At 57.0% G+C, this 22,976-nt stretch carries 18 protein-coding genes; 12 read left to right on the top strand and 6 right to left on the bottom strand.

What is annotated here, in order from left to right; all coding sequences use genetic code 11:
* Window positions 1–102 precede the first annotated feature (102 nt).
* A complete protein-coding gene (locus VI25_RS20205) occupies window positions 103–573 on the bottom strand; it encodes a hypothetical protein (RefSeq protein ID WP_055562776.1) in 471 nt (156 codons plus the stop codon).
* 362 nt (window positions 574–935) lie between these two features.
* Here VI25_RS20205 and VI25_RS20200 point away from each other — a divergent pair, with 362 nt between their 5' ends.
* From VI25_RS20200 to VI25_RS20175, 6 genes are all read left to right on the top strand, one after another.
* Window positions 936–1,292, top strand: a complete 357-nt coding sequence (locus tag VI25_RS20200) for a winged helix-turn-helix domain-containing protein (protein WP_045689908.1) — start codon at window positions 936–938, stop codon at window positions 1,290–1,292.
* A 131-nt stretch (window positions 1,293–1,423) separates the two neighbouring features.
* The gene (locus tag VI25_RS20195) at window positions 1,424–4,051 is read left to right on the top strand and encodes a TonB-dependent receptor (RefSeq protein ID WP_052695464.1); all 2,628 of its coding nucleotides are present in this window, start codon (window positions 1,424–1,426) and stop codon (window positions 4,049–4,051) included.
* Between the two features lie 77 nt (window positions 4,052–4,128).
* Window positions 4,129–4,707, top strand: coding sequence for a Crp/Fnr family transcriptional regulator (locus tag VI25_RS20190; RefSeq protein WP_045689909.1), 579 nt, complete (start codon window positions 4,129–4,131; stop codon window positions 4,705–4,707).
* Between the two features lie 334 nt (window positions 4,708–5,041).
* Window positions 5,042–5,563 (top strand): (2Fe-2S)-binding protein, encoded by a 522-nt coding sequence (locus tag VI25_RS20185; protein WP_045689910.1) that lies wholly within the window; start codon window positions 5,042–5,044, stop codon window positions 5,561–5,563.
* Window positions 5,564–5,566: 3 nt separating this feature from the next.
* Window positions 5,567–6,589, top strand: coding sequence for an FAD binding domain-containing protein (locus VI25_RS20180; protein ID WP_045689911.1), 1,023 nt, complete (start codon window positions 5,567–5,569; stop codon window positions 6,587–6,589).
* Complete coding sequence (locus VI25_RS20175; protein ID WP_045689912.1) at window positions 6,586–8,820, top strand: xanthine dehydrogenase family protein molybdopterin-binding subunit; 2,235 nt, start codon at window positions 6,586–6,588, stop codon at window positions 8,818–8,820. The genes VI25_RS20180 and VI25_RS20175 overlap by 4 nt, the downstream gene beginning before the upstream one ends.
* A gap of 86 nt (window positions 8,821–8,906) precedes the next feature.
* Here VI25_RS20175 and VI25_RS20170 read toward each other — a convergent pair whose 3' ends face one another.
* From VI25_RS20170 to VI25_RS26040, 3 genes are all read right to left on the bottom strand, one after another.
* Window positions 8,907–10,061, bottom strand: a complete 1,155-nt coding sequence (locus VI25_RS20170) for an alpha/beta fold hydrolase (protein WP_045689913.1) — start codon at window positions 10,059–10,061, stop codon at window positions 8,907–8,909.
* Window positions 10,062–10,332: 271 nt separating this feature from the next.
* On the bottom strand, window positions 10,333–10,671 hold the full coding sequence (locus VI25_RS26045) for a hypothetical protein (protein ID WP_201783347.1): 339 nt from the start codon (window positions 10,669–10,671) through the stop codon (window positions 10,333–10,335).
* Window positions 10,629–10,904, bottom strand: a complete 276-nt coding sequence (locus VI25_RS26040) for a hypothetical protein (RefSeq protein ID WP_201783346.1) — start codon at window positions 10,902–10,904, stop codon at window positions 10,629–10,631. Before VI25_RS26040 ends, VI25_RS26045 begins: the two co-directional genes overlap by 43 nt.
* A 340-nt stretch (window positions 10,905–11,244) precedes the next feature.
* On the opposite strand from VI25_RS26040, the gene ygiD reads away from it, so the two are divergent.
* The 4 genes from ygiD to VI25_RS20145 all read left to right on the top strand — a co-directional run bounded on the left by ygiD (window position 11,245) and on the right by VI25_RS20145 (window position 17,258).
* Window positions 11,245–12,132 (top strand): 4,5-DOPA dioxygenase extradiol, encoded by an 888-nt coding sequence (gene ygiD / locus VI25_RS20160; protein ID WP_045689728.1) that lies wholly within the window; start codon window positions 11,245–11,247, stop codon window positions 12,130–12,132.
* Between the two features lie 214 nt (window positions 12,133–12,346).
* Complete coding sequence (locus VI25_RS20155) at window positions 12,347–13,435, top strand: acetamidase/formamidase family protein (protein WP_201783345.1); 1,089 nt, start codon at window positions 12,347–12,349, stop codon at window positions 13,433–13,435.
* A gap of 358 nt (window positions 13,436–13,793) precedes the next feature.
* Window positions 13,794–16,427, top strand: coding sequence for an MGH1-like glycoside hydrolase domain-containing protein (locus VI25_RS20150; RefSeq protein ID WP_045689727.1), 2,634 nt, complete (start codon window positions 13,794–13,796; stop codon window positions 16,425–16,427).
* Between the two features lie 123 nt (window positions 16,428–16,550).
* Window positions 16,551–17,258 carry a dienelactone hydrolase family protein gene (locus VI25_RS20145; RefSeq protein ID WP_045689726.1) on the top strand — a complete coding sequence of 236 codons (708 nt, stop codon included), beginning with the start codon at window positions 16,551–16,553 and terminating at the stop codon, window positions 17,256–17,258.
* 314 nt (window positions 17,259–17,572) lie between these two features.
* On the opposite strand, the gene VI25_RS20140 is transcribed toward VI25_RS20145, so the two are convergent.
* Window positions 17,573–18,022, bottom strand: coding sequence for an ankyrin repeat domain-containing protein (locus VI25_RS20140; RefSeq protein WP_052695430.1), 450 nt, complete (start codon window positions 18,020–18,022; stop codon window positions 17,573–17,575).
* 281 nt (window positions 18,023–18,303) lie between these two features.
* Between VI25_RS20140 and VI25_RS20135 the strand changes: the two genes are divergently transcribed.
* Both VI25_RS20135 and VI25_RS20130 read left to right on the top strand, forming a co-directional pair.
* Window positions 18,304–20,760, top strand: coding sequence for a TonB-dependent receptor (locus tag VI25_RS20135; protein WP_045689725.1), 2,457 nt, complete (start codon window positions 18,304–18,306; stop codon window positions 20,758–20,760).
* 165 nt (window positions 20,761–20,925) lie between these two features.
* A complete protein-coding gene (locus tag VI25_RS20130; RefSeq protein WP_045689724.1) occupies window positions 20,926–22,068 on the top strand; it encodes a PepSY-associated TM helix domain-containing protein in 1,143 nt (380 codons plus the stop codon).
* A 186-nt stretch (window positions 22,069–22,254) separates the two neighbouring features.
* Here the strand turns inward: VI25_RS20130 and VI25_RS20125 are convergent, their stop codons facing one another.
* Window positions 22,255–22,962 (bottom strand): bile acid:sodium symporter family protein, encoded by a 708-nt coding sequence (locus tag VI25_RS20125; RefSeq protein ID WP_316934387.1) that lies wholly within the window; start codon window positions 22,960–22,962, stop codon window positions 22,255–22,257.
* Window positions 22,963–22,976: the final 14 nt, after the last annotated feature.

The raw sequence follows: 22,976 nt of genomic DNA, 5'->3' as shown, positions 1-22,976 counted from the left end.
GGGCCGCCGCCATTCTAAAAAGCAAGCGGATGGCTCCTACAACCAGCCAACGGGCCCCAAGCATATAGCTTGGCCCCGTTGTGTTGTAGGAGCTGTATTTAGTTATTCAGCGCTGCCGAAACCGGCGGTGTTCAGCTCGTCGGCAGCGGCGCTACCGCGGTAGCTTTGGTTGCGGGTAGTGATGATGGGCTGGCTTGTTTCGTCGGAGTTGAAGCCCGCCAAATAATCCGAGCTGCTGGGCTGGTAGCTACCGCCCACACGATTTTCGTTTTGCCGGTCGAAACCACTCCACTGGCCGGGGCCGCGGTCCATACGGCGGCTGTCATCGGCCTGGGAAGCGGACGTGTACGCACCGGAGCGGTAGGTTTGCTGAGCACCTCTGTAGGTTGCGCTGGCACCCTTGCTTTTAGCCTTGCCCGACGACTTGCCCGAACGCAACGCCAGGTAGCCCAAGCCGGCTAATGCAGCAACACCGGCTACTTTCTGCGTTGTGCTAAGGTTGCCTACCTTATTCCAGGAGTTTGAGCAGAAGTCGCGCACGCCCTGAGGCAGCTGGTCAACTACTTTTTGCAAGTCGGCATATTCCGTCCAGCTTTTGCCAGCAGCTTTGGGGCTAGAAGACTTAGCGGTGCTGGCGTCGCTGCGCCGTAGCTAGCCTGTGGTACACTTTGTGATTGGTCAGAGGCCGTCAGACCTTCAGCAGCGTTGGTAGTAGGGGTGGGAATGGCAGGTTGATTGGGTTCCATGGGGTGCAGATTAGAAAGTAAGGAATAGAAGCGCCACTGGGTGGTAGCAAAGGATATGCGCAAGAAACGGGTAGTAGGTTGCGGACGGGGGCGTATTTCTTCCGGCCGGGGCGGTGCTACTAGAGTTTTTCAGCAATACTGAAAGCCAAAGCCACGGCCTCCGTAAGGCTTTTTCGTAAAATTGTACCCATGAAAAACCTACTCCGCTCAGACCGCCCTTTTCGTCTCAACGGCCGCCTATGGGTAGAAACCGATGAGGACCGATTCATGGGTATTGGGCGCTTGGAGTTGCTGTTGCAGATTCAGGAGCAGGGCTCCATATCCAAGGCAGCTCAGCACATGGGAATGTCGTACAAGCGGGCCTGGGACTTGGTTAGCTCCCTAAATGCCCAGTCGGCTCAGCCCGTGGTGATTACGCAGGCAGGAGGGAAGCGCGGCGGCGGCGCAGAAGTATCGGCGGAGGGGCAGCAGCTTATTGAGGAGTTCCGGGCGCTCCAGGAGCGGTTTCAGGAATTTATGCGGGTAGAAGCGGTCCGGCTTCTGTAAAGTCCTAGTGGCATTTTGGGGCCTGTCTAGTGCGCTAATCCGGGCACTTCTCGGGCAGATGATAGTAGGAAATGCCCCGAGGCGGCAAACCATTTGGCTTGCCCATCGTTATGTTTGTAAAAATATAGCGCATGCCCAACGCTACCCTTGGTTTCCGGTTTTCTCCTGCTCTCTTCCTGCCCCTGCTTAGTGGTGTGCCCTTAGCTGGGTACGCCCAAACCCGGCCGCTCTCACCTGATACCACCCGTCGCGTGCAACAGCTGGGCGAGGTAGTAGTGGCCGCTTCCAAGGTAGAGGAAAGCATTTTGCAGTCGCCGGTGACGGTGGAGAAGCTGAACGCGCGGCAGCTGCGCCTCACGCCCGCGCCTTCTTTCTTCGATGCGGTTGAGCACTTGAAGGGTGTACAAGTAGTTACCCCTAGCCTGAGTTTCAAGGTGATAAACGCCCGGGGCTTCACCAACACTACCAACGTGCGCTTTGTGCAGCTCGTGGATGGTATTGACAACCAAGCGCCGCACATCGGCGGGCCAATAGGCAACGTGCTAGGGCCCAGCGACCTGGATATTGGTACGGTGGAGATAGTGCCGGGCACGGCGGCCGCTTTGTACGGTCTCAATGCGATTAATGGACTAGCTAACTTCTCTACCAGAAACCCCTTTCTAAGCGAAGGTCTCAGCGTGCAACAGAAGGTCGGTGTCAACCACGTCAATGACCCGTACACCAGGGCGCGGCCTTTCACCGAAAGCAGTGTGCGTTATGCTAAGGCGCTCAGCGCTAAGCTGGCATTCAAGGTAAATGGCACCTATCTGCGCGGGTACGACTGGATGGCTACCGATCAAACCGACATCAACCCCAATGGGAACGCCACTACCGGCTTGCTGGGCGACGACAACCCTGCCCGCGACCCGGTAAGCAGCTACGGCAATGAGTCGTCGAACCGCTCGATGCTGACGCTGGGCGGCAAAGCGTACCAGGTGGCCCGCACCGGCTACCGCGAACGGGACGTGGTGGACTACCACCTGCAAACCCTCCGGTACGATGCCGCCCTGCACTATAAATTGACCCAGAACGCCGAACTAGCTTACACCTACCGGGGTAGCAACTTCGACAACGTGTACCAGCGCAGCAATCGGTTTCAGCTCGACAACTACCATTTGCAGCAGCATGCCTTGCAGTTCACCACGCCGGTAGTGCAGGCGCGCGCCTACTTCACCCAGGAAAATACCGGCAAGAGCTACAACCTGCGCTCCGCCGCCGAAAACCTGGACCGCAGCTACAAGCCCGATGCCCAGTGGAACCGAGAGTATACAGCCGCCTGGAACGCAGCCGTTCAGAACGGCCAATCTGTTGCGCAGGCCCATGCCACGGCCCGCGCCGCGGCCGATGCCGGTCGTTTCCAGCCCGGTACGCCCGCCTTTCAGCAGCGCCTCGATTCGCTGACCAACATCAACAACTGGGACCAGGGTGCAGCTTTGCGGGTACGCGCCAACTTGCTGCACGCCGAGGGCCAAGTGAATGTGGGGGAGACCTTGCGCCGGAGCACCCAGGTAGGCTTTCCAACCTGGGCCGACTTGTTGGTGGGGGCGGACTACCGCACGTACTACATTGAGCCCGACGGCAACTACTTTATCAACCCCGAGCAAGGGCAGGACCCGTACAGCACGCTGACCTACGGCAAAACGGGCGGCTTTGTGCAGGCTGGCGCGCGCCTACTGCCCGGCGAGAAGCTCCGCCTCACAGCCACCCTGCGGGCCGACAAGAATGACTACTTCAGTACCCGCTTCAACCCGCGCTTCACGGCGGTGTACTCGCCTACCCAGCGCCACAACTTCCGGGTAAGCTACCAAAGTGGCTACCGCTTCCCGAGCTTGTTTGAGGGATTTTCCAACGTGAATAGTGGTCAGGTGAAGCGCATTGGGGGCCTAAGGGTGATGTCGGACGGAGTGTTTGAGAACAGCTACCTGCGTAGCTCCATTGATGCCTTTAACGCGGCCGTAACGCGCGACCGAAACACCAACGGGTTGACCCAAACCCAAGCCATTGCAAAAAATCAGGGGAGGTTGGTGAAAAATCCCTACACCTACCTCAAACCCGAGTACATCAAGTCCCTGGAAGTGGGGTACAAGGCGGCCTTGCTGCCCGGTGGGCGCCTGCTGGCCGACGTGGACTTCTACTACAATACGTACCGAGACTTCATTGCTCAGGTGGAAGCCTACGTGCCTGTTAACTCGGCTGGCGAGCCGCTCAATACGGGCGCCGACCTCAACGGCATTGCTACTGCCCTAAACGCCCGCTCTGGCCAGGCCCGCTACCGCCTCTGGACCAACTCCCAAAGCCAGGTGTATAACTACGGCGGCTCCCTGGGCTTGCGCTACGACGTAACAGACGGCTACCTAGCGGGTGCCAACGTGACCTACACCCGCCTCGACCGCACTGAATCGGGCGACGGACTAGAGGACGGCTTCAATACTCCCCGCTGGGCGTATAATCTGAGCGTGGGGAATGAAAACGCGTACAAAAACTTCGGTTTCGGCCTCAACTACCGCTGGCAGGCCAAGTACTATTCTCAAACGTTCCTCGTCAGCGGGTACGTACCCGCCTACAGCACCCTTGATGCGCAACTCAGCTATCGGTTGCCCCAGCCCAATCTGCGCTTTAAGCTTGGAGCCAGCAACGTGCTAAACCAGTATTATGTGAGCTACCTCGGCGGCCCCAGCATTGGCGGGCTATACTACTTGCAAGTGACGTACGGACTATAGGCCATCGGTGCGCCAGCTGCCTCTGTGGTGGCAAAAGACCACCTACCTTGGCGTATTGTTTACGTGGTCTTTCGGATATGCTCGACGCCCTTCATACCTACTTCCACAATAAGATCCAGTTCACCGAATCCCAGCTTATGGAGCTGGAGGAACTGCTGACGCCCCGCCACGTCGCCAAGCACGAGGTGCTAGTGCGCCAGGGCGAAATAGGGCGGGTAGGAGCATTCGTGGTGCGCGGCTGCTTGCGTAGTTACGTTACCGATACTCGTCAGAAGGAGCACATCATTCAGTTTGCGCCCGAGAACTGGTGGATTTCCGATCAGCACAGCCTCACTAAGCAGGAAGCCTCCCTATTTTCTATTGATGCCCTGGAGGATTCCGACGTGCTACTGTTCAGCGGCGAGTTCTACCGCCGCTTTCAGTCATTTGGCCCCGCATTTCAAGGCTTCTTTTACCAACTGCTTCAGAACAGCTTAGTAGCCATGCAGCGGCGGCTAATTGGAGTGCTTAGTGCCCCCGCCGAAGAGCGCTACCAAGAATTTCTGCACTTGTATCCGACGCTTGCGCGGCGCCTGCCCCAGCGGCACATTGCCGCCTACCTTGGCATCACCCCCGAATCGTTGAGCCGCATTCGAAGTGAACTGGCCCGTAGTTAAGCAGAAGAGGTGCCTGAAGCAACAGTGTGAACAGCAGTGGCGCCTTGCTAATACAACCGCTATATCCGATAAAATATAACGTTAGTTGTTTTAGGGCAATGCACAGTCCACTATTGATGGATCTGATATTTAGAATAAGTATGTATATGTGTCTAAAGAACTGAAAGTTAGATGGTCACTGTTGAGTGTTTTTCTATATAGGATTTTTGAAAGGAGAAATACGAGCAAAAGGATAACGTAGGAGGTTGGGGCGGCGTACAGGACAACAGTATGCTCAGTTGCTAGGGCAGCGCATACAGTCCTGTTCCACTCCTCAACACCTCATATTCTTTCTATGCTACATCAATCGACGAAAGCTCCGGGCGAAGCGGTAGCGGCTCCGCCACCCACCGGTACCGTCCGCCTGACCATCAATGGGCAGCAGCGCGAATTACAGATAGCTCCTTGGACTACTCTGCTGGATGCGCTGCGCGAATACCTGGACCTGACCGGAACCAAGAAAGGGTGTGACCATGGCCAGTGCGGCGCCTGTACGGTGTTAGTAAATGGCAAGCGCATCAACTCCTGCCTAACGCTGGCCGTGATGCAGGAAGACGCCGAAATTACTACCATTGAGGGCTTGGGTACCCAGGAAAATCTCCACCCCTTGCAGCAAGCGTTCATCGACCACGATGCATTTCAGTGCGGATACTGCACGCCCGGCCAGATTTGCTCGGCCCAAGGGCTCATCAACGAAGGCAAAGCCCACACCGAAGCTGAAATTCGGGAGCTGATGAGCGGCAACATCTGCCGCTGCGGGGCTTACACCAATATTCTGGCGGCCGTGAAGGAAGTCGTAGACGCCAAAACTGCTTAAGCCATGAATAGCTTTACCTACTCCCGCGCTACGGCCGTCGAGGACGCCGTGCGCGAAAAGTCTACCCACCCAGATTCGGCTTACATCGGGGGAGGCACCAACCTGCTGGACCTGATGAAGGAAAATGTGGAGCGCCCTGTGCACCTCGTTGGCCTCAACAAGCTTCCGCTCACCACGATTGAACCTACTCCCGACGGCGGCTTGCGCCTGGGAGCCCTGGCTACCAACGCCGACACGGCGTGGAACGAGGAAGTAAAAAGCCGCTACCCGCTGCTGAGCCAAGCCATCTTGGCCGGTGCCTCGCCCCAGCTGCGCAACATGGCTACCGACGGCGGCAACCTGATGCAGCGCACCCGCTGCTACTACTTCTACGACACGGCTACTCCCTGCAATAAGCGTGAGCCTGGCTCGGGCTGCTCGGCCATTGGCGGCTACAACCGCATTCACGCCATTCTGGGCGCCAGTGAGCAGTGCATTGCCACTCATCCTTCCGATATGTGCATTGCCCTGGCTGCGCTGGAAGCGACAGTGCGCGTAAGTGGCCCCAACGGCGACCGGACCATTGCCTTCGAGGACTTCCACCGCCTGCCCGGCAACACCCCGGAGCGCGACAACAACCTGGAGCCTGGTGAACTGATTACGGGCCTGGACTTGCCGGCCAAAGGGTTTGAAAAGAACTTCACCTACCTCAAGCTGCGCGACCGAACCAGCTACGCCTTTGCCGTAATTTCGGTAGCGGCGGCCCTGGAACTGGAAGGCGACACCATTACGGATGCCCGCTTGGCGCTGGGCGGGGTAGCACACAAGCCCTGGCGCGACAAGGAAGCTGAGAACCTGCTGAAAGGCCAGCCTGCTACGGCTGATACTTTCCGCCGGGCCGCTGCCAAAGTGGTGGAAGGCGCCCACGGCTACGAGCACAATACCTTCAAGATTGAGCTAGCTAAGCGCGCCATTGTGCGCGCCCTCAAGCAAGCTGCCGAAGGCACCCAGCAAGCATCCGATGTCTTTTTAAACTCAAATCCATGAGCAATACAACCTACATCGGCAAACCTACCAGCCGCGTAGACGGCCCGGCCAAGGTGACGGGTGCGGCCAAATACTCCGCCGAATTCAACGTGCCCAACATGGCCTACGGCTGGGTGGTAAGTAGTCCCATTGCCAAAGGTACCATCACTAAAATTTACGCCGACGAGGTGCTGGCACTGCCCGGAGTGGTGCAGGTGTTCTCGCACGAAAATGTGCCCTCCCTGGCTTGGTTTGATAGAAACTACAAGGATGACGTAGCCCCCGGTGGCTCGCCCTTCCGGCCCCTGCACGATAACAAGGTAAAGTTCAGCCAGCAGCCCGTGGCCCTGGTAATAGCTGAAACGCTGGAACTGGCCCGGTATGCGTCCTCGGTGCTGCGCATTGAGTACGAGGAGGAAAAGCACGAGACCAGCATTGAAGACAAGCGGGACGACGGCTTTGAACCCGGCCGAGGCAAAACTGGCTGGATGCCGCCACCCCCGCCCCGCGGCAACCCCGACAAGGCCTGGGAGAATGCTACCCACCGCGTAGAGGCGGAGTACGTGCATGGTGCTCAGCACCATAACCCCATGGAAATGTTTGGCACCACCGTAGAGTGGCGCGGCGAAGGCAAAATCACGGCCTACGACAAAACGCAAGGCGTTGTCAATGTGCAGCAGTACCTGACAAAGATCTTTGGTCTGAGTAAGGATGATGCCCGCGTCGTGAACTTGTTCATGGGTGGCGGGTTCGGCTCGGGCCTACGCCCCCAGTACCAGGTATTCCTGGCAACGCTGGCGGCTCTGGAGTTGAAGCGCTCCGTACGGGTGACCCTCACGCGCCAGCAGATGTTTTCCTTCGGCCACCGCCCGCATACCTTGCAGTACCTTAAGCTAGGCACTAACCCCGACGGGACGCTGGCGGCCCTACAGCACCACGCCCTCCACGAAACTTCTCAGTTCGAAGACTACACCGAAAACGTAGTGAACTGGTCGGGTATGCTCTACCAGTGCGAGAACGTGAAGCTAGGCTACCAGCTTGCTAAGCTCGACGTGTTCACCCCCCTGGACATGCGCGCGCCGGGTGCGGCTACGGGGTCATTCGCTTTAGAAGTAGCCATGGATGAAATGGCGTACGCCGCCGGCCTCGACCCGCTGGATTTCCGCATTCGCAACTACGCCGAGAAGGACCAGAACATGGACAAGCCCTTTTCGAGCAAGAAGCTGCGCGACTGCTACCATCAGGGGGCGGCTAAGTTCGGCTGGGACCAGCGCAACCACGAGCCCCGCTCCATGCAGGATGAGAACGGCATGCTGGTAGGCTGGGGTATGGCCGGCGGCGTGTGGGATGCATCAATGCAAAAAGCCGCCGCTAAAGCCACGCTTACGGCCGATGGCAAGCTGCTGGTAACCAGTGCTGCGGGCGAAAACGGCACCGGTACCTACACCATCATGACCCAGATTGCGGCCCAAACCCTGGGTTTGCCAATCGAAGCCGTCACCTTTAAGCTTGGCGACACTGACTTTCCCGAGGCCCCCGTGCAAGGCGGTTCCTGGACGGCTGCCTCAGTAGGCACCGCTGTAAAGAATGTGTGCGAGGCAGTAGGGGAAAAGCTGCTCAAGTTTGCGAAGAAGATGGACGGCTCGCCCCTGGACGGCGCCAGCATGGACGAAGTGGAGTTTGTGAACGGCCAGATTCGCCTGCGTAAGGACCCAAACCAAGCGGTAGTTATCCGAGACGTGCTCCAGGCTAGCGGAGAAAGCAAGATTGAAACCGATAGCTCGGCCATGCCGAACTACCTCAAGCAGATGCCGTATTCGATGCACTCCCACAATGCGGTGTTTGCGGAGGTGAAGGTAGACCCAGACTTAGGCACGGTACACGTGACGCGCGTGGTAAACGCCGTAGCGGCGGGCCGTATCCTGAACACGAAAACCGCCCGTTCGCAGGTGCTTGGTTCGGTTGTGTGGGGAATTAGCATGGCCATGATGGAAGAAACCGTCATGGACCATAAGTTCGGCCGCTACATGAACCATAACTACGCCGAGTACCACGTGCCCGTCAATGCCGATATTCACGACATCGACGTGATTTTCGTGGAGGAGGAAGATGATATCGTAAACCCACTAGGGGTAAAAGGTATTGGCGAGGTAGGCCTACTTGGTGTGGCTGCGGCCATTACCAACGCGGTATACCATGCCACCGGCAAACGCGTCCGTGAGTTGCCTCTCTATCTGGATAAGCTACTCTAATAGCTATAAGAAGCTGTATAGCTTCGCAAAAAGCCTCGGCGCCGCAAGGTGCCGGGGCTTTTTGTATGTGTTCTGCGCTCCGAGTTCTACAACTTCTTTAATACCTCCGCGGCGTTTGTGTTCTTCGGATTCAGCTCCAGCGACTTCTGGTAGTTCATCCTGGCTAGGTCTTTATTGCCTGCGTTTAGGTAGGCTTCAGCCAGGCTGTCGAACGCGTTGCCGCTCCGCGGGTACAGCACGGTATTCAGCTTGAACACTTCCAGGGCCTTCTGCTTTTCGCCTTGGCGTAGCAGGCTATAGCCCCAACTGTTCAGGTCGCTTTCTGAGTGACGATAGTCTGTTTCGCGCTTCTTTATTTCGTTGGTAGTATTTACCGAGTAGCTGAGGCTGCGCTTTAGGAGAACAGGGTTCTTCGCCTGGCCGCGGGTAGCGCTGTAGGCTTTCGTAATGGCACTGACAACCAATGCTGGATTGTCGCCGAAAATATAGTGGCCGCAGCCGTAAGCCGTAATGAGTTCCCGGTTGGGTTGAGCGGCCGTAAATTCTTGGTGGCAGGCTTTCCAGCGGGCAGCTTCTGCCGGTTTAGGAATAAAGAAGTTGTCGGCTACCAAGTCAACAACCGGTATAGTGGCCGGAAACGGGGCGTTGCGCACCACCTGCACGGTAGCGGGGTAGTTGAGGCTTTGGTAATACCGGCCACGGTGCCCGGTTTTGTTTTGCTCGATGTCGGCTTGCATATCCTGCATCATGCCCGCCAGAAATTCGTTGGTTGCAAAGCAGGGCAGCATGGCGTCCAAAAGTACTACCGCCTGAACAGCCTTGGGGTGGCGTGCGGCATAGAGCGTGGCGTACAGTCCGCCGTAGGAGTGAGCTACCAGCATAAGTTCGTTGCCGTAGCCCAGCTTTTTAAGACCCGCTTCCAGCCCCTGCATGCCACTCAGAATGCCGTGTTGTGCATCTGCCGGCTCCTTGGAAAGCTCGCTTTTTCCGAAGCCAGCGCGGTCATAGGTGATTAGGGTAGCGCCGGTTACGGTGGCTAGAGGCTCTAGCAGCGGCTGCCATACGCGGGCGTCATCACCACCTCCCGCCTCAAATAAAATCGGTACGCCTTTGCCGTTGATGATGTGGAAGTGTAGCCGGTAGCCGCCAACGTCCACCAGGGTGTCAATGGTCTGGGCCTGTCCGCTGCGGGGGAATAGCAGCGCAAGGCAGCTGAGGAAGGCCAATACGTACCGCGTCATAGTGGATAGGAGGTGGGGTAAGAGTAGGAGTGTGGTTGCCACGCAACAGGATACATTGAACGGAATGCTAAACCTTGTATGCGGCAATAGCGCAGGAAGTGCATGTTCGCTCCCCAGCTAGTCACGTTTGCTTCTCGCAGGTTGCGAACGGCCCCTGCAACGCCAGCGTCAAGCTCGGCAGCCAGCACCATATACTGGCTACTCAAGAAAACCCGGCAAGCTGGTAAGCCAAGCAACAGCTTATAGCTCAGGATAAAGCCACGGCACGTAGCTATGCTTCAGCGGGAGGCAGGCGTTTCGAGGTTTCGTAGGCTAGCTCCAGATAGTGATTGTTGTTAAACTCAAATTCATGAATCACTTCCAATCCCAGCTTTTGGGTGTGCGCCGCGTAGGAGCGGGTATTGATGCGGTTGATAAACGTGACCAGCACCGGGTACCGAGCCGACATCTGCTCCCGCGAGAAATCAAAAATTCTCTCTAGCACGCCGCTACCCCGGTAGGCTTTATCAATGCAGATGGGGCCGTACTGGTAAGAGTTTTCGGTGCTGAGCTGCTGGCCCGCGTAGGTCAGGCTGGCAGGTTTTCTATCATAGAAGCGAAGATGGGCCACCGGGACCAGAACTGCCACGAAGCGGCCATGACGTAGGCAACTACCTGCCCGCCGTGCGTGGCGATGGACAGGCCATGTTCTGCTTGGATCAGTTGAGTGAGTTGTTCCCGGGTGAAGGCAGTAGTAACAAAGCCATCGGGTTTATCCTCCTCGGCAATCGTCGCAATTTGGTATTTCTGGTGCAGTGCCAGTACGCCGTCGATGTTTTCTAGGCTGGCTAGTTTGAACTCCATAAATGACAAAGGGGAAGGAAGAATCTATTTGCCTGCGTTTAGGATATTTTTCCGGAGTAACCTTTACAAGCCTCCGCCTCAAATACCAGCAGAACACTACTGTTGAGCTTTTCTGTAGCCCGGCTTCCCAACAAGGTGTAAGCAGGACTTACTGATAGGTAAACTTTTAAGGAAAAAGCTGACTGCCGCTATGGGTAGCTTTCTGCTATAGACACCAGTGGACAGCTCAAGGGTTGCCTACGCTGTAGCTAGTGACCCTTTCGGTCCAGATTTCTTACCCTACATCAAGGCTCCACCAGCTTGGGCGGGGTACATTTGCTGGCGAGAAATTACTACCGCTATGCACCGCACAGACTTTCTGAAGGCCCTGGCCGTGCTCCCCTTCGCCTCTGCTATGAACTCCCTGCAAGACCTCCATAAAACGGCCAGCTCCTTTCAGAAAACGGCCAAGATGCCCGTGCTTTTTGTGGGTCACGGCTCGCCCATGAATGCCCTGGCCGACAACCCCTTTACCCAAACCCTGCGCCAGCTGGGCCGCGACATTCGCAACGTGCAGCCGCCGCGGGCGGTACTGGTAGTATCGGCCCACTGGCTCACGCGCGGCACCTTCGTGGCCGTAAACGAGCGCCCCGAAACCATCCACGACTTCGGCGGCTTTCCGCAGGAGCTGTTCGACATGCAGTACCCCGCCCCCGGCGCCCCCGATGTGGCCCAGGAAGTACTGGCTGCCCTGCCCGACGCGCACCCCACCGATGAGTGGGGCCTCGACCACGGCACCTGGACGGTGCTGCACCACATCTTCCCGGAGGCTGATATTCCCGTGTTCCAACTCAGCATTGACTACCACAAGCCCATTACCTACCACGCCGAACTCGCGAAGCAACTGCAGTTTCTGCGCCGCCGCGGCGTACTGATTCTGGGTAGCGGCAACATTGTGCACAACCTCCGCCAGAGTATACCTAGCTTCATGCAGGACGACCCGCGCCCGCACGCCTGGGCCGTGGAGTTCGACGAGTGGGCCAAAGCCAAAATAAACCAGCGCGACCTGCTGGCCCTGGCGCACTACCAGCAGGCGGGCGCCAGTGGCCCACTATCGGTACCCACGCCCGACCACTACATTCCCATGCTCTACAGCTTGGCCTTGGCCGAGGCTGATGAGGCCATCCGCCACATCTTCGAGGAGGTAAGCTTTGGTGGCATGAGCATGCGTACGTTCGTTGTGGGCTAATACAAGGGCTACCAATGAGCATTGGGCTATCCTATGTCAGGATAGCCCAATGCTCATTTACGGCTACCGGTTCTTTGCTGCTGCCGCTACAAGCAGGTGCTGATGAGCTAGGGGAGGAGCGTAGCAGAATGGAGCTGAATATTTTAGGCGTGGGGCGTAAGCTGTGTGGTTCTGATGTAGTTTGGGAGGCTTGTTCTACCATTACTGCCCCTCCATGAACTACCAATATCTACGCCACGGCCTTGCTACTCTCACACTCGGTATGGCTTCTCTACTAGCAACTAGCGCCCGGGCGCAAGCATCTGCCGGCGCGGCCAAAGCGGGTAAGCCTACTACCCATCAGCTCAAGCCCACCCCTAGCACCGTGGCGTGGGGCTTTTATGATGCTGCGGCCAAGCCCGTGCTCCGCATCAAATCGGGCGACAAAGTAGAGGTGCAAACGCTTATTACCTCAAGCCCCGCGCGCTTGGAAGGCGCGGGCGTAGCACCCGCCCAGGTAGAGCAGTCCTTGCGCGACATCTACCAGGAGGTAAGTAACAAAGGGCCCGGCGGGCACATTCTCACGGGGCCTATTTACGTGGAGGGAGCCGAGCCGGGCGACGTGCTGGAAGTGCGCATTCGGAAGGTGGAACTAGCCATTCCCTACGCCTACAACGCATTCGGCCCCACCAGCGGCTTCTTGCCCGAAGACTTCGGCTACGCTAAAATGCGCATCATCCCCCTGGATAAGAAACGTATGGTAGCCAACTTTGCTCCTGGTATTGAGGTGCCCTTGCGGCCATTTTTCGGGAGTATGGGGGTAGCGCCACCCCCTGCGGCGGGCCGCATCAACAGCGCCCCGCCCGGCATTCACGCCGGCAATCTGGATAATAAGGAACTGGTAGCGGGTACCACCCTCTTCATTCCAGTACACGTGCCGGGTGCCTTGTTTGAGGTCGGCGACGGTCATGCGGGGCAGGGTAATGGCGAAGTGGATATTACGGCGCTGGAGACTTCCCTAACGGGCACCTTAGAGTTCATTGTGCGCAAAGACCTGCACTTGACTTGGCCCCGCGCCGAAACGCCCACCGACTTTATTACCATGGGTACCGATGTGGACTTAACGAAAGCCACCAAGGTAGCCCTGCGCGAAATGATTGACTTCCTGATGAAGGAGAAAGGCCTCAGCCACGATAATGCCTACATGCTGGCCAGCGTGGCTGCCAACATGGAAATTACCCAGCTGGTAGATGGCACCATGGGCGTGCACAGCATGATTCCGAAGAAGATATTTACTGGGAAGCCAACAGCAGGTACCAAGTAATATCGCATCCAAACCAGCCTCTAAGCCAAGCCCCGGGCCCGAAGCGCTACGTTATTAACCCCTGGTGAGCACCAAGCCGGGCGGGGGAGCTTCCGCTGTGCCATGCCCTAGGCCTACCGCACGGCGGGAGCAGCGCCAGAAGACAAGGAAAGTGCTGCGCTACTTTTAGGCGCGGAAAAAGCGCCATCTTCACCCGAAATAACGCTTCAAACAAGACCGAAAGCAGCTTGCAGGACCTCCACCGTAGCAACTGTTTTCCCCGGAATGGAGTAGGGCAGAACCATATTGGGCGCTGCCGCCCCGACTAGGTGAATACAAGGGCCTCCCCCTATATTCAGTCGCCACGAGCTACTACTCTATGACGCAGGAACAACTACGCCTCGCAGAATCAACCGCACACACCACGCCTTGGAAGAAATTTGGTCCCTACCTCACCGAACGTCAGTGGGGCACCGTCCGCGAAGATTACAGCCCCGATGGTAACGCCTGGGATTACGTAACGCATGATATGGCCCGCAGCCTCGCCTACCGCTGGGGCGAGGAGGGCCTGGGCGGCATCAGCGACGACCGCCAACTCCTTTGCTTTGCCGTGAGCCTCTGGAACGGCAAAGATGAAGTACTGAAAGAGCGCCTGTTTGGCCTTACCAATGGGCAGGGCAACCACGGCGAGGACGTGAAGGAACTGTACTATTACCTTGATAGTACGCCCACGCACTCCTACATGCGCATGCTGTACAAGTATCCGCAGCAGCGGTTTCCCTACCGCAAGCTGGTGAAGGAAAATGCCCGCCGCGGCCGCCAGGAAGCCGAGTACGAGCTGCTGGACACCGGCGTTTTCAACAAGAGCCGCTACTTCGATGTGTTCATTGAATACGCCAAGGCGGGCCCTGATGATGTGCTGGCCCAGATAACGGTACACAACCGCGGCCCCAAAGCTGCCTCAGTGCAGGTGCTCCCGCAGCTCTGGTTTCGCAATACCTGGTCGTGGGGGTACAACCCGGCCCGGCCCTCCCTGCGTGAGCAAGCCCCCGGTACCGTGTTGGTAGAGCACGCCGAGCTGGGCTCGTATCACTTCTACTGTGATGAGGCGCCCCAACTGCTGTTCTGCGAAAATGAAACCAACGGCCCCCGCCTCTACAACCTGCCCGCCGAGGGGCGCCACTTCAAAGACGGCATCAACGACTACGTGGTGGATGGCAACACGGAGGCTATCAACACTGAACAGCAGGGTACTAAGGTAGCCGCTCTATATACTCTCAGTGTGCCCTCGGGGCAGTCGCGTAGCGTGCGCCTGCGGCTATGCCAGCCCCCATGTGAGCAGCCCTTTGCTGACTTCGACCAAGTTTTTGCCACGCGCAAGCAGGAGGCCGATGAGTTCTACGACTGCTTACAGGAAAACCTGCCCCCCGACCCCGACGCACGCAATGTACAGCGCCAGGCATTTGCAGGCATGCTCTGGAGCAAGCAGTTTTACTACTATGACGTAAGCCAGTGGATGAACGGCGACCCGTCCGTGCTAACCCCGCCGCCCGAGCGTCGCAAGGGTCGTAACCGGCAGTGGAGCCACTTGCACAACGAGGACATTATTTCCATGCCCGACAAGTGGGAATACCCCTGGTATGCGGCCTGGGACCTAGCCTTTCACTGCATTCCCCTGGCCATGGTTGATGCGGAGTTTGCCAAGCAGCAGTTGCGCGTGCTCACCAAAGACTGGTATATGCACCCCAACGGGCAGTTGCCGGCCTACGAGTGGAACTTCTCCGACGTGAACCCACCCGTGCACGCCTGGGCCACGTGGCGCGTGTACAAAATGGACAAGAAGCTGTGCAACAACCAGGGCGACACGGTATTCCTGGAGTCAGTCTTTCACAAGCTGGCGCTCAACTTCACCTGGTGGGTCAACCGCAAGGATAAAAGCGAGCGGAACATCTTCGAAGGCGGCTTCCTGGGCCTCGATAACATTGGTGTGTTTGACCGGAGTGCGCCCCTCCCTACCGGCGGGTTCATTGAGCAGTCGGACGGGACGAGCTGGATGGCCATGTTTGCCTTGAACATGATGCGCATGGCTCTGGAGCTGGCCCGCACCAATCCCGTGTACCAGGACATGGCCAGCAAGTTTTTTGAGCACTTCCTCCACATTGCCGACGCCATGACCCGCGGCGGCGACGGCCTGTTTAACCTCTGGGATGAGGAAGATGGCTTCTATTATGATGTGCTGCATACCCCCGATGAGGAGCGTACCAAGCTTAAAGTGCGCTCCATTGTGGGCCTGATTCCACTGTTTGCAGTTGAAGTACTGGACCAGGAGCTGCTGGATGCCATGCCCGAGTTTACGGCCCGGGCGCGCTGGGTGCTCGACCACCGGCCCCACCTGGCCCAGCTAGTAGCCCGCTGGGAGGAGCCCGGCAAAGGGGCCCGCCACCTGCTGGGCCTATTGCGCCGCTCCCGCTTGAAAAAGCTGCTGCAACGCATGCTCGACGAAACCGAGTTCCTGTCTGAGTATGGCATTCGGGCCATGTCGCGCTATCACTTGGAGCACCCCTACGTGTTCAGCACCGACGAGGACGACTTTGTGGTGCAGTACGTGCCCGGTGAGGCCGAAAGCAGCATGTTTGGGGGCAACTCCAACTGGCGGGGACCCATCTGGTTTCCTATAAACTACCTCATCATCGAGTCGTTGCAGCGGTTTCATTTTTATTACGACAGCAAGTTCGAGATAGAGTATCCCACGGGCTCGGGTACGATGCTGACTTTGCAGGAAGTAGCCATAGCCTTGGCTGGACGCCTCACCAAACTGCTGCTAAAGGACGAAAATGGCCGCCGTCCCGCCTTCGGCCACAACGAACTCCTGCAAACCGATCCGCATTTCCGCGACTACCTTCTCTTTCACGAGTACTTCCACGGTGATACGGGCTACGGCTTAGGGGCCAGCCACCAAACCGGCTGGACGGGCCTCATCGTGCGGTTATTGCAACTGCGAGGAACAGAATAAGTCCAGAAGGGCGCGGCCGAGCTTCCTGCTGCCCTCTTGGGTAGTAGGTGGCCCGGCAGAGCTGCTAAACATACTACCCGGTTTCTGGCTTTAGGAGCCAGTCTTCATTGCTAACACATCCCTATGTCCTACCCAAGTGCCGTCGCCCTCACGGCTTCCGACAACACTCATCTTCAGGCCTATACGGTCATGCCTGCCACCGCAGGGCCTCACCCCGGTATTATTCTGCTTCAGGAAGCATTTGGTGTGAACGGCCACATCCGTAACGTTGCCGACCGCCTAGCGGCCGCGGGCTATGCTGTGGTTGCCCCCGAGCTATTCCACCGGACGGCCGCGCCGGGCCTTGAAATTCCGTACAACGACTTCCCCAGTGCCATGCCGCACTTCAGCGCCATCACCCCCGAGGGCTTGGCTGCCGATGTGCAGGCCGCGTATGACTGGCTGCAGGCCCAGGACAACGTGACCGACAAAATAGGTAGCATCGGCTTCTGCTTGGGTGGGCGCGTATCATTCCTAGCTAATGCAGTGCTGCCCCTGGCGGCGGGCGTATCGTACTACGGAGGCGGAACCCATCTGCTGAAAGACCGGGCCCCCGACTTGCACGGCCCGCACTTGTTCTTCTGGGGCGGACTAGATCAGCACATCAGCAAGGAGCAAGTGGCGGAAGTGACGGCGGCCGTAGATGCGGCAGGCAAACCCTACATCAATACCGTTATTTCCTACGCCGACCACGGTTTCCACTGCGACGAACGGCCCAGTTACCACCCGCAGGCGGCCGCAGAAGCATGGGCACTTACCTTAGCTTTCTTTCAGGAAAAACTGCGCAGCTAAAGTACCAGCCGCCGCCCGGCATACGCTGGAATCTTAAGTAAAGCCAGACTGGCTACCTCGTTTAACACGAAACGAAGTAGCCAGTCTGGCTTTGCCGCTCTTACGGATGGGCACTCAGAAAAGACAATAGTGACGTTTGAGCAATAACGGGCTGCATCCAATCCATTGCCCAAGTTTCTGTGCAGATAGAGGCAGGGGATAGGGACTTCGGTAATGGCGAACATTGCTAGAGGGTAGCTAGGATAAGGGCGCCCGAACAAAAAAGGCGGACCGGTGCATGCACCAGTCCGCCTTTCAGTTACTGCGGTAACAGCTTACAGTTTCGCTTGAATCAGCTTTAGTACTTCAGGGTTGCCGCCTTCTTTGGCGCTGGCCAGTACGTCCTTGCCATCCTTGTCCTTGGCTTTGGCGCTGGCCCCATTCGCCAGCAAATAGGCTACCACCTCCTGATGCCCGCTGGCCGCGGCGGCCATGAGGGCAGTTGCATTAAAGGAGTCGGGCTTGTCAACTGCGGCTTTGTTTTTCAGCAGAGCCTTCACCACGTCGAGGTGGCCGTTGCCAGCGGCAATGATAAGAAAAGTGGTAGGAAAGCCCGGCATCATTTCTACCATGGTATTCGCGTCAGCTCCGGCTCCTAACAGTGCATCTACATCAGCTGGTTTATTTTTTACAACGGCAGTGAACACCTTTTGAGTAGGGGTTTGCGCTTGTGCAAGGGTAATAGTTGCTAGGAATAGGGTAAAAGCTAGAAGAAGTTTTTTCATATCAGGAAATCTTATTGGGAGAAAGCACAACCCCAAAGATAGCTATTTGCAGGGCAGTTGATCTATTTTCAGTGATTAGGACTTTGCAAAGAGTGTTGAGTTTTGTGTTTTTTCTTCTTCCGTAGCTAGCCGCTATGTAGCTCGAAGCGCAACAGTTAGCACCACGGAAAATGTGTGTTACCGGAAGTTTATGTAGAATCGTTACAAATAAGTTGTGTTTACTCAGATTCCTGCCGTTACTTTGTGATGTTTTAGAACAGTTCTAAATAATCTAGTACAACATGAACTCACTTCGACTGCTGGGGCTGGTTACCACTTTTTCGGCCACCTCGTTGTCGGTGCTCGCGCAGCAATCGGCTGCAATCCGAGGCACCATTACTACGGCCGACGGCCGTCCCGCTGAATCTGTTACCGTAGGTTTGAAAGGCCGCGCCCAAGGCGCTATTACGAACGCGCAGGGTGCCTATACCATTGAGCGCGTGCGCGACGGGCAGTACACCGTAGTGGTATCAGCTATTGGCCTGAAGTCGGAGGAGAAAACGGTAACCGTAAGCGGCGGCCAGAGCGTTACGCTAGACTTCATGCTGGCGGAAAATGCCGAGGAGCTGAAGGAAGTAATTGTAAGTGGTGCCCGCATTAACCGGTTTTCTCGCAAAGAGTCGGTTGATGTAAATAAAATGCCGCTCAGCAACCTCGAAAACCCACAGGTATATGCCACCGTGGGCAAAGAGCTGCTGACAGAACAGTTAGTATTCTCTGTGGATGATGCCACCCGCAACGCGCCAGGAGTGCAGAAAATGTGGGAGCCCACTGGCCGCAGCGGCGACGGTGGTTCCTTCTACGCTTCGCGGGGCTTTGTCGTGTCAAGCCAGCTGCGCAATGGCGTGGCCGGCGGCGTTACTAGCACCATTGATGCCGCTAACCTAGAGAAACTGGAAGTTATCAAAGGCCCCTCAGCTACGCTGTACGGCTCGGCCCTGACTTCCTATGGTGGCCTGCTCAACCGCGTGACTAAGAAGCCCTACGAACGTTTCGGCGGCGAGGTAGTTGCATCGGCGGGTAGCTATGGTTTTCACCGGGTAAGCGCCGACGTGAACACGCCGCTCAATAGCGCCAAGACGCTGGCTTTTCGTTTGAACGGCGCCTACACCTATGAGGATAACTTTCAGAACGCGGGCTACGCGGGCTTTTCCAAAGACCTCGCCATTGCCCCCAGCCTGCAGTTTAAGCCCAACGAACGCCTAACTATCAACCTGGATGCGGAGGTGTACCGGAGCACCAACGTGGGCAAGCAACTTATCTACCTGTACTTCCTTGATAAGGTCGATAACTTTGGTTTCTCCCGGGCCGATCAGGCGCCGCTAGACTACCGGCAGTCGTACCAGGGGCCGGGCCTCACGCAGGATTCGCGCAGCACCAACCTGTTTGGGCAGGTACGCTACCGCATCTCGCCCAGCTTTACCTCTACTACCTACCTCACCTCCAGCCGCAGCTATTCCGAAGGCAACGGGGCGTACTTCTATCTGGCCTCAGACATTGCGCTCGGTAGAGGCACCGCGCCCGGTGTTAGTAGCCTAATCCGGGCCGACCAGTCGACGCAGGATAGCCACCGCCAGACGTACCAGGTGCAGCAACTGTTCAACGGCGACTTCCACATCGGTGGCCTGCGCAACCGGGTGGTGCTAGGCCTCGACTTCTTGCGCCTTGATTCCGACATCGAGTTCTTTGGCGGAACCATTGACACGGTGCAACTCAATGTGCCGGGCTACAATTACCGCAACTTCAACAAAAGCGCCATTGATGCTGCGTACGCCGCCCAGGCTCCAGGGCGCTACCCTGTAACAACCAAGATCAACACCTATAGCGCTTTCGTGTCGGACGTGCTGAATCTGACCGACAAGCTCAGTGTACTGGCTGCCGTACGTGTGGACCGCTACGACAACAAGGGTGGAATACTGTATTTCCCTGTAGAAGCGTACAAGCAAACCGCAGTGTCGCCAAAGTTTGGCTTGGTGTACCAGCCGGTGAAGGAACGTGTGTCTCTGTTCGCTAACTACCAGAACAGCTTTAATAACCAGAACAGCTCCTACCTGAGTGCCGGTGGGCAGTCGCTGGTAACCAAGCCGGAGCGCGCCAACCAGATTGAAGGCGGGGTGAAGCTGGATGCTGCCGGTGGCCGCGTAAGCGCTACGGTGAGCTATTACGACATTCGAGTGCAAAACATTTTGCGTACCCTCTACACGGTCACCAACCCCGACGGTACTACTTTTACCATCAGCGCCCAGGACGGCAACCAGTGGAGCCGTGGCACCGAGCTGAGCCTGACGGCTAATCCGTTGCCGGGTCTGAACGTGGTAGGTGGCTTTGCTTACAACTACTCGAAGTTTGTCGATACGGATGAAAACGTAAACGGCCGCCGTCCTAACACAGCTTCTTCACCTTACCTAGCCAACGCCTGGGTTAGCTACCGCCAGCCAGATGGCAAACTAAAGGGCCTGGGCCTGGGCTTCGGCGGGAACTACGCCAGCGAAAACAAGATTCTTAACAGTGTATCGCAAGGCGTATTTTCTTTGCCTAGCTACACAGTGCTCAATGCCAGTGCCTTCTACGATCTGCCGCACTACCGCTTCGCGGTGAAGGCGGACAACCTGACCAATGAGCGCTACTGGATTGGCTATACCACCTTTAATGCCCAGAAGCTGCGTAGCATTATTGGCAGCATCGCGTACAAGTTCTAAGCTAGTGCCTGTATCCGTTTTGCCACACAAGCGTCAGCAGTAGGGGCTTCGGGCCTACTGCTGGCGCTTGTGCCATTTCTTCGCCTGTGCGGCACCCCTGGGCTTTGGGCCTCAGCTTGGGCACTAGTCGCCGTTACTCCCGCAATTGTTGATTAACTTTTGGGTATGACGTTTAAGCAAGCAGTTAGTAAAGTGCACCTCTGGCTTGGGCTTTCGTCCGGGCTGATCGTGTTCATTATAAGCATCACGGGAGCAATTTTTGTCTTCCAGGATGAAATCCGGGACCTAACGGAGCCGTGGCGCAAGGTAGAAGCTCAAACTACGGCCCCCGTATTACCCTCGCGCTTACAGGCAGCGGCGCTAGCCCGCCACCCTGGCATAGCTAGCAAGGATACCTGGGTTACTTACTTCGGGCCTGAGCGCTCAGCCACGGTTTTCTTCACCGACTCGTCTGGGGCTCCTACGCAGGTGTATCTGAACCCCTACACCGCTCAGGTGCTGCATGAGCACGACTTGCGCACTCACTTTTTCTCCATTGTGCAGTCCATTCACATGACGCTGCTTTTGCCGGAAGCAGTAGCTAAGTGGGTAGTAGGTGGCTCCGTTCTGATTTTTGTAATCATGCTTATTACCGGCGTGGTGATGTGGTGGCCTAAGCGCAAGCAGGAGCGCAAGCAACGCTTCACCATCAAATGGGGTGCCCGTTGGCGGCGCGTCAACTACGACTTGCACAATGTGCTGGGCTTCTATGCAGCTAGCATTGCGCTGGTGCTGGCTCTCACGGGCTTGTTCATGATTTTTCCTTGGATGCTCAATGTGGTTACGTCTGTGGCTAATGGTGGCCGCGAGTATCCCCAGGATGTGCTAACTGCCAAAGTAGACTCTCTGCAACCTGTAGCTGCTGCAAGCCAACCCTTGCCCGACATTGTCTACCAAACGGTGCGCCGCCGCTCACCCCAGGCGGAAATGATTCTGATAGGTCCAACTGGTACTGGCAAGGACCCCGCGTATTGCTGGACGTATCAGAAAGCACTCCGCTACTATTACCGCGACGACTATAGCTTCCATCCCGTGTCGGGGCAGATGCTACAGGCTAGCTTCCACGCCAGCAAAAGCACTGGCACCAAAGTGTCAGACGCTAACTATGACATCCATACCGGTCAGATTCTAGGTGTAGGCGGCAAGATTGTTGCCTTCCTAGTTAGTCTGATTTCGGCCAGCCTACCCGTCACGGGCACCGTCATCTGGTGGGGACGCCGCAATAAAACCAAGAAGCCCCGTAAGGTGAGGGTTGCTGAACTAGCCTAATCGCACGAAACATAAAGGCCTCAACGAAAAAGCCCAGCTAATCATAGCTGGGCTTTTTCGTTGAAATAGGCGAACTAATGACCAGTTACGCCGCACTTACTGCTGGTTCTTCGCGCCCCATATTCTGGGCCATCATGCTAGCTAAGATGATTTGCAGGGCATGGTATAGCATGAGTGGTAGTAGAATCAGCCAGTGGCGGCCGTAGCCGGAAAAAGCAGGCTGGCCATTACGCTTCCGTGCACCAATGACTTTTTGGAGCCGCAGAATAGGGCCGTAATCCGGTCCTCGCGCGAGAAGCCCAGCACCCGGCTTATTCCCCATACTACCCCGAAGATGAGCAAGTACAAGCCTACCATGCCCAGGCCCAGCAAAGCAATGTCGCGGGGCTCGTAGCTGCGAAAAATGCCCTCAGCAAATGACTCGCAGAAGGCCGTGAATACAATCAGCAGAATCACTATCTGGTCTGAAATGCGGAGGGCGCCTTTGTGCTGCTCAGCAAAGCTGCCAAAGCGACGGTTGAGCAGCACACCCGCCACCACTGGTAAAATAACCTGCCACGTTAGGCTCACGGCTAGTCCCCACAGGTGGCCGCCATCGGCGGAGGTGTGCAGAAACAAGCTGGTCCAGAGTGGAGTGAGGATGATGCCGATAAGGCTGCTGATGCTGGCGTTGAAGATGGCCGCTGGCAGGTTGCCGCGGGCAATGCTGACCATCACCACTGAAGTAGACACGGTGCTGGGCAGCGTGCACAAAAAGAAAATACTTTGCCACAACTGGTCACCCTTCTGGCCATCGAACAGGGGCCGTGCTACCAGGGCCAGCACCGGAAAGGCCACGAACGTGATGAGTTGCACGACCACGTGTAGCTTCCAGTTGCGCAGGCCCGCTTTCATCTTATCGAGGCTCA

Origin of the sequence: Hymenobacter sp. AT01-02 (genome assembly GCF_000961955.2) — a bacterium.
Taxonomy (GTDB): domain Bacteria; phylum Bacteroidota; class Bacteroidia; order Cytophagales; family Hymenobacteraceae; genus Hymenobacter; species Hymenobacter mucosus.
This window is presented reverse-complemented; position numbering and strand designations above follow the sequence as displayed.

Excerpts from the sequence above, each read along its gene's own strand:
- VI25_RS20200 (WP_045689908.1), top strand. The coding sequence starts at position 936 with ATGAAAAACCTACTCCGCTCAGACCGCCCTTTTCGTCTCAACGGCCGC.
- VI25_RS20195 (WP_052695464.1), top strand. The coding sequence starts at position 1,424 with ATGCCCAACGCTACCCTTGGTTTCCGGTTTTCTCCTGCTCTCTTCCTG.
- VI25_RS20190 (WP_045689909.1), top strand. The coding sequence starts at position 4,129 with ATGCTCGACGCCCTTCATACCTACTTCCACAATAAGATCCAGTTCACC.
- VI25_RS20185 (WP_045689910.1), top strand. The coding sequence starts at position 5,042 with ATGCTACATCAATCGACGAAAGCTCCGGGCGAAGCGGTAGCGGCTCCG.
- VI25_RS20180 (WP_045689911.1), top strand. The coding sequence starts at position 5,567 with ATGAATAGCTTTACCTACTCCCGCGCTACGGCCGTCGAGGACGCCGTG.
- VI25_RS20175 (WP_045689912.1), top strand. The coding sequence starts at position 6,586 with ATGAGCAATACAACCTACATCGGCAAACCTACCAGCCGCGTAGACGGC.
- VI25_RS20170 (WP_045689913.1), bottom strand. The coding sequence starts at position 10,061 with ATGACGCGGTACGTATTGGCCTTCCTCAGCTGCCTTGCGCTGCTATTC.
- VI25_RS26040 (WP_201783346.1), bottom strand. The coding sequence starts at position 10,904 with ATGGAGTTCAAACTAGCCAGCCTAGAAAACATCGACGGCGTACTGGCA.
- ygiD (WP_045689728.1), top strand. The coding sequence starts at position 11,245 with ATGCACCGCACAGACTTTCTGAAGGCCCTGGCCGTGCTCCCCTTCGCC.
- VI25_RS20155 (WP_201783345.1), top strand. The coding sequence starts at position 12,347 with ATGAACTACCAATATCTACGCCACGGCCTTGCTACTCTCACACTCGGT.
- VI25_RS20150 (WP_045689727.1), top strand. The coding sequence starts at position 13,794 with ATGACGCAGGAACAACTACGCCTCGCAGAATCAACCGCACACACCACG.
- VI25_RS20145 (WP_045689726.1), top strand. The coding sequence starts at position 16,551 with ATGTCCTACCCAAGTGCCGTCGCCCTCACGGCTTCCGACAACACTCAT.
- VI25_RS20140 (WP_052695430.1), bottom strand. The coding sequence starts at position 18,022 with ATGAAAAAACTTCTTCTAGCTTTTACCCTATTCCTAGCAACTATTACC.
- VI25_RS20135 (WP_045689725.1), top strand. The coding sequence starts at position 18,304 with ATGAACTCACTTCGACTGCTGGGGCTGGTTACCACTTTTTCGGCCACC.
- VI25_RS20130 (WP_045689724.1), top strand. The coding sequence starts at position 20,926 with ATGACGTTTAAGCAAGCAGTTAGTAAAGTGCACCTCTGGCTTGGGCTT.
- VI25_RS20125 (WP_316934387.1), bottom strand. The coding sequence starts at position 22,962 with ATGAAAGCGGGCCTGCGCAACTGGAAGCTACACGTGGTCGTGCAACTC.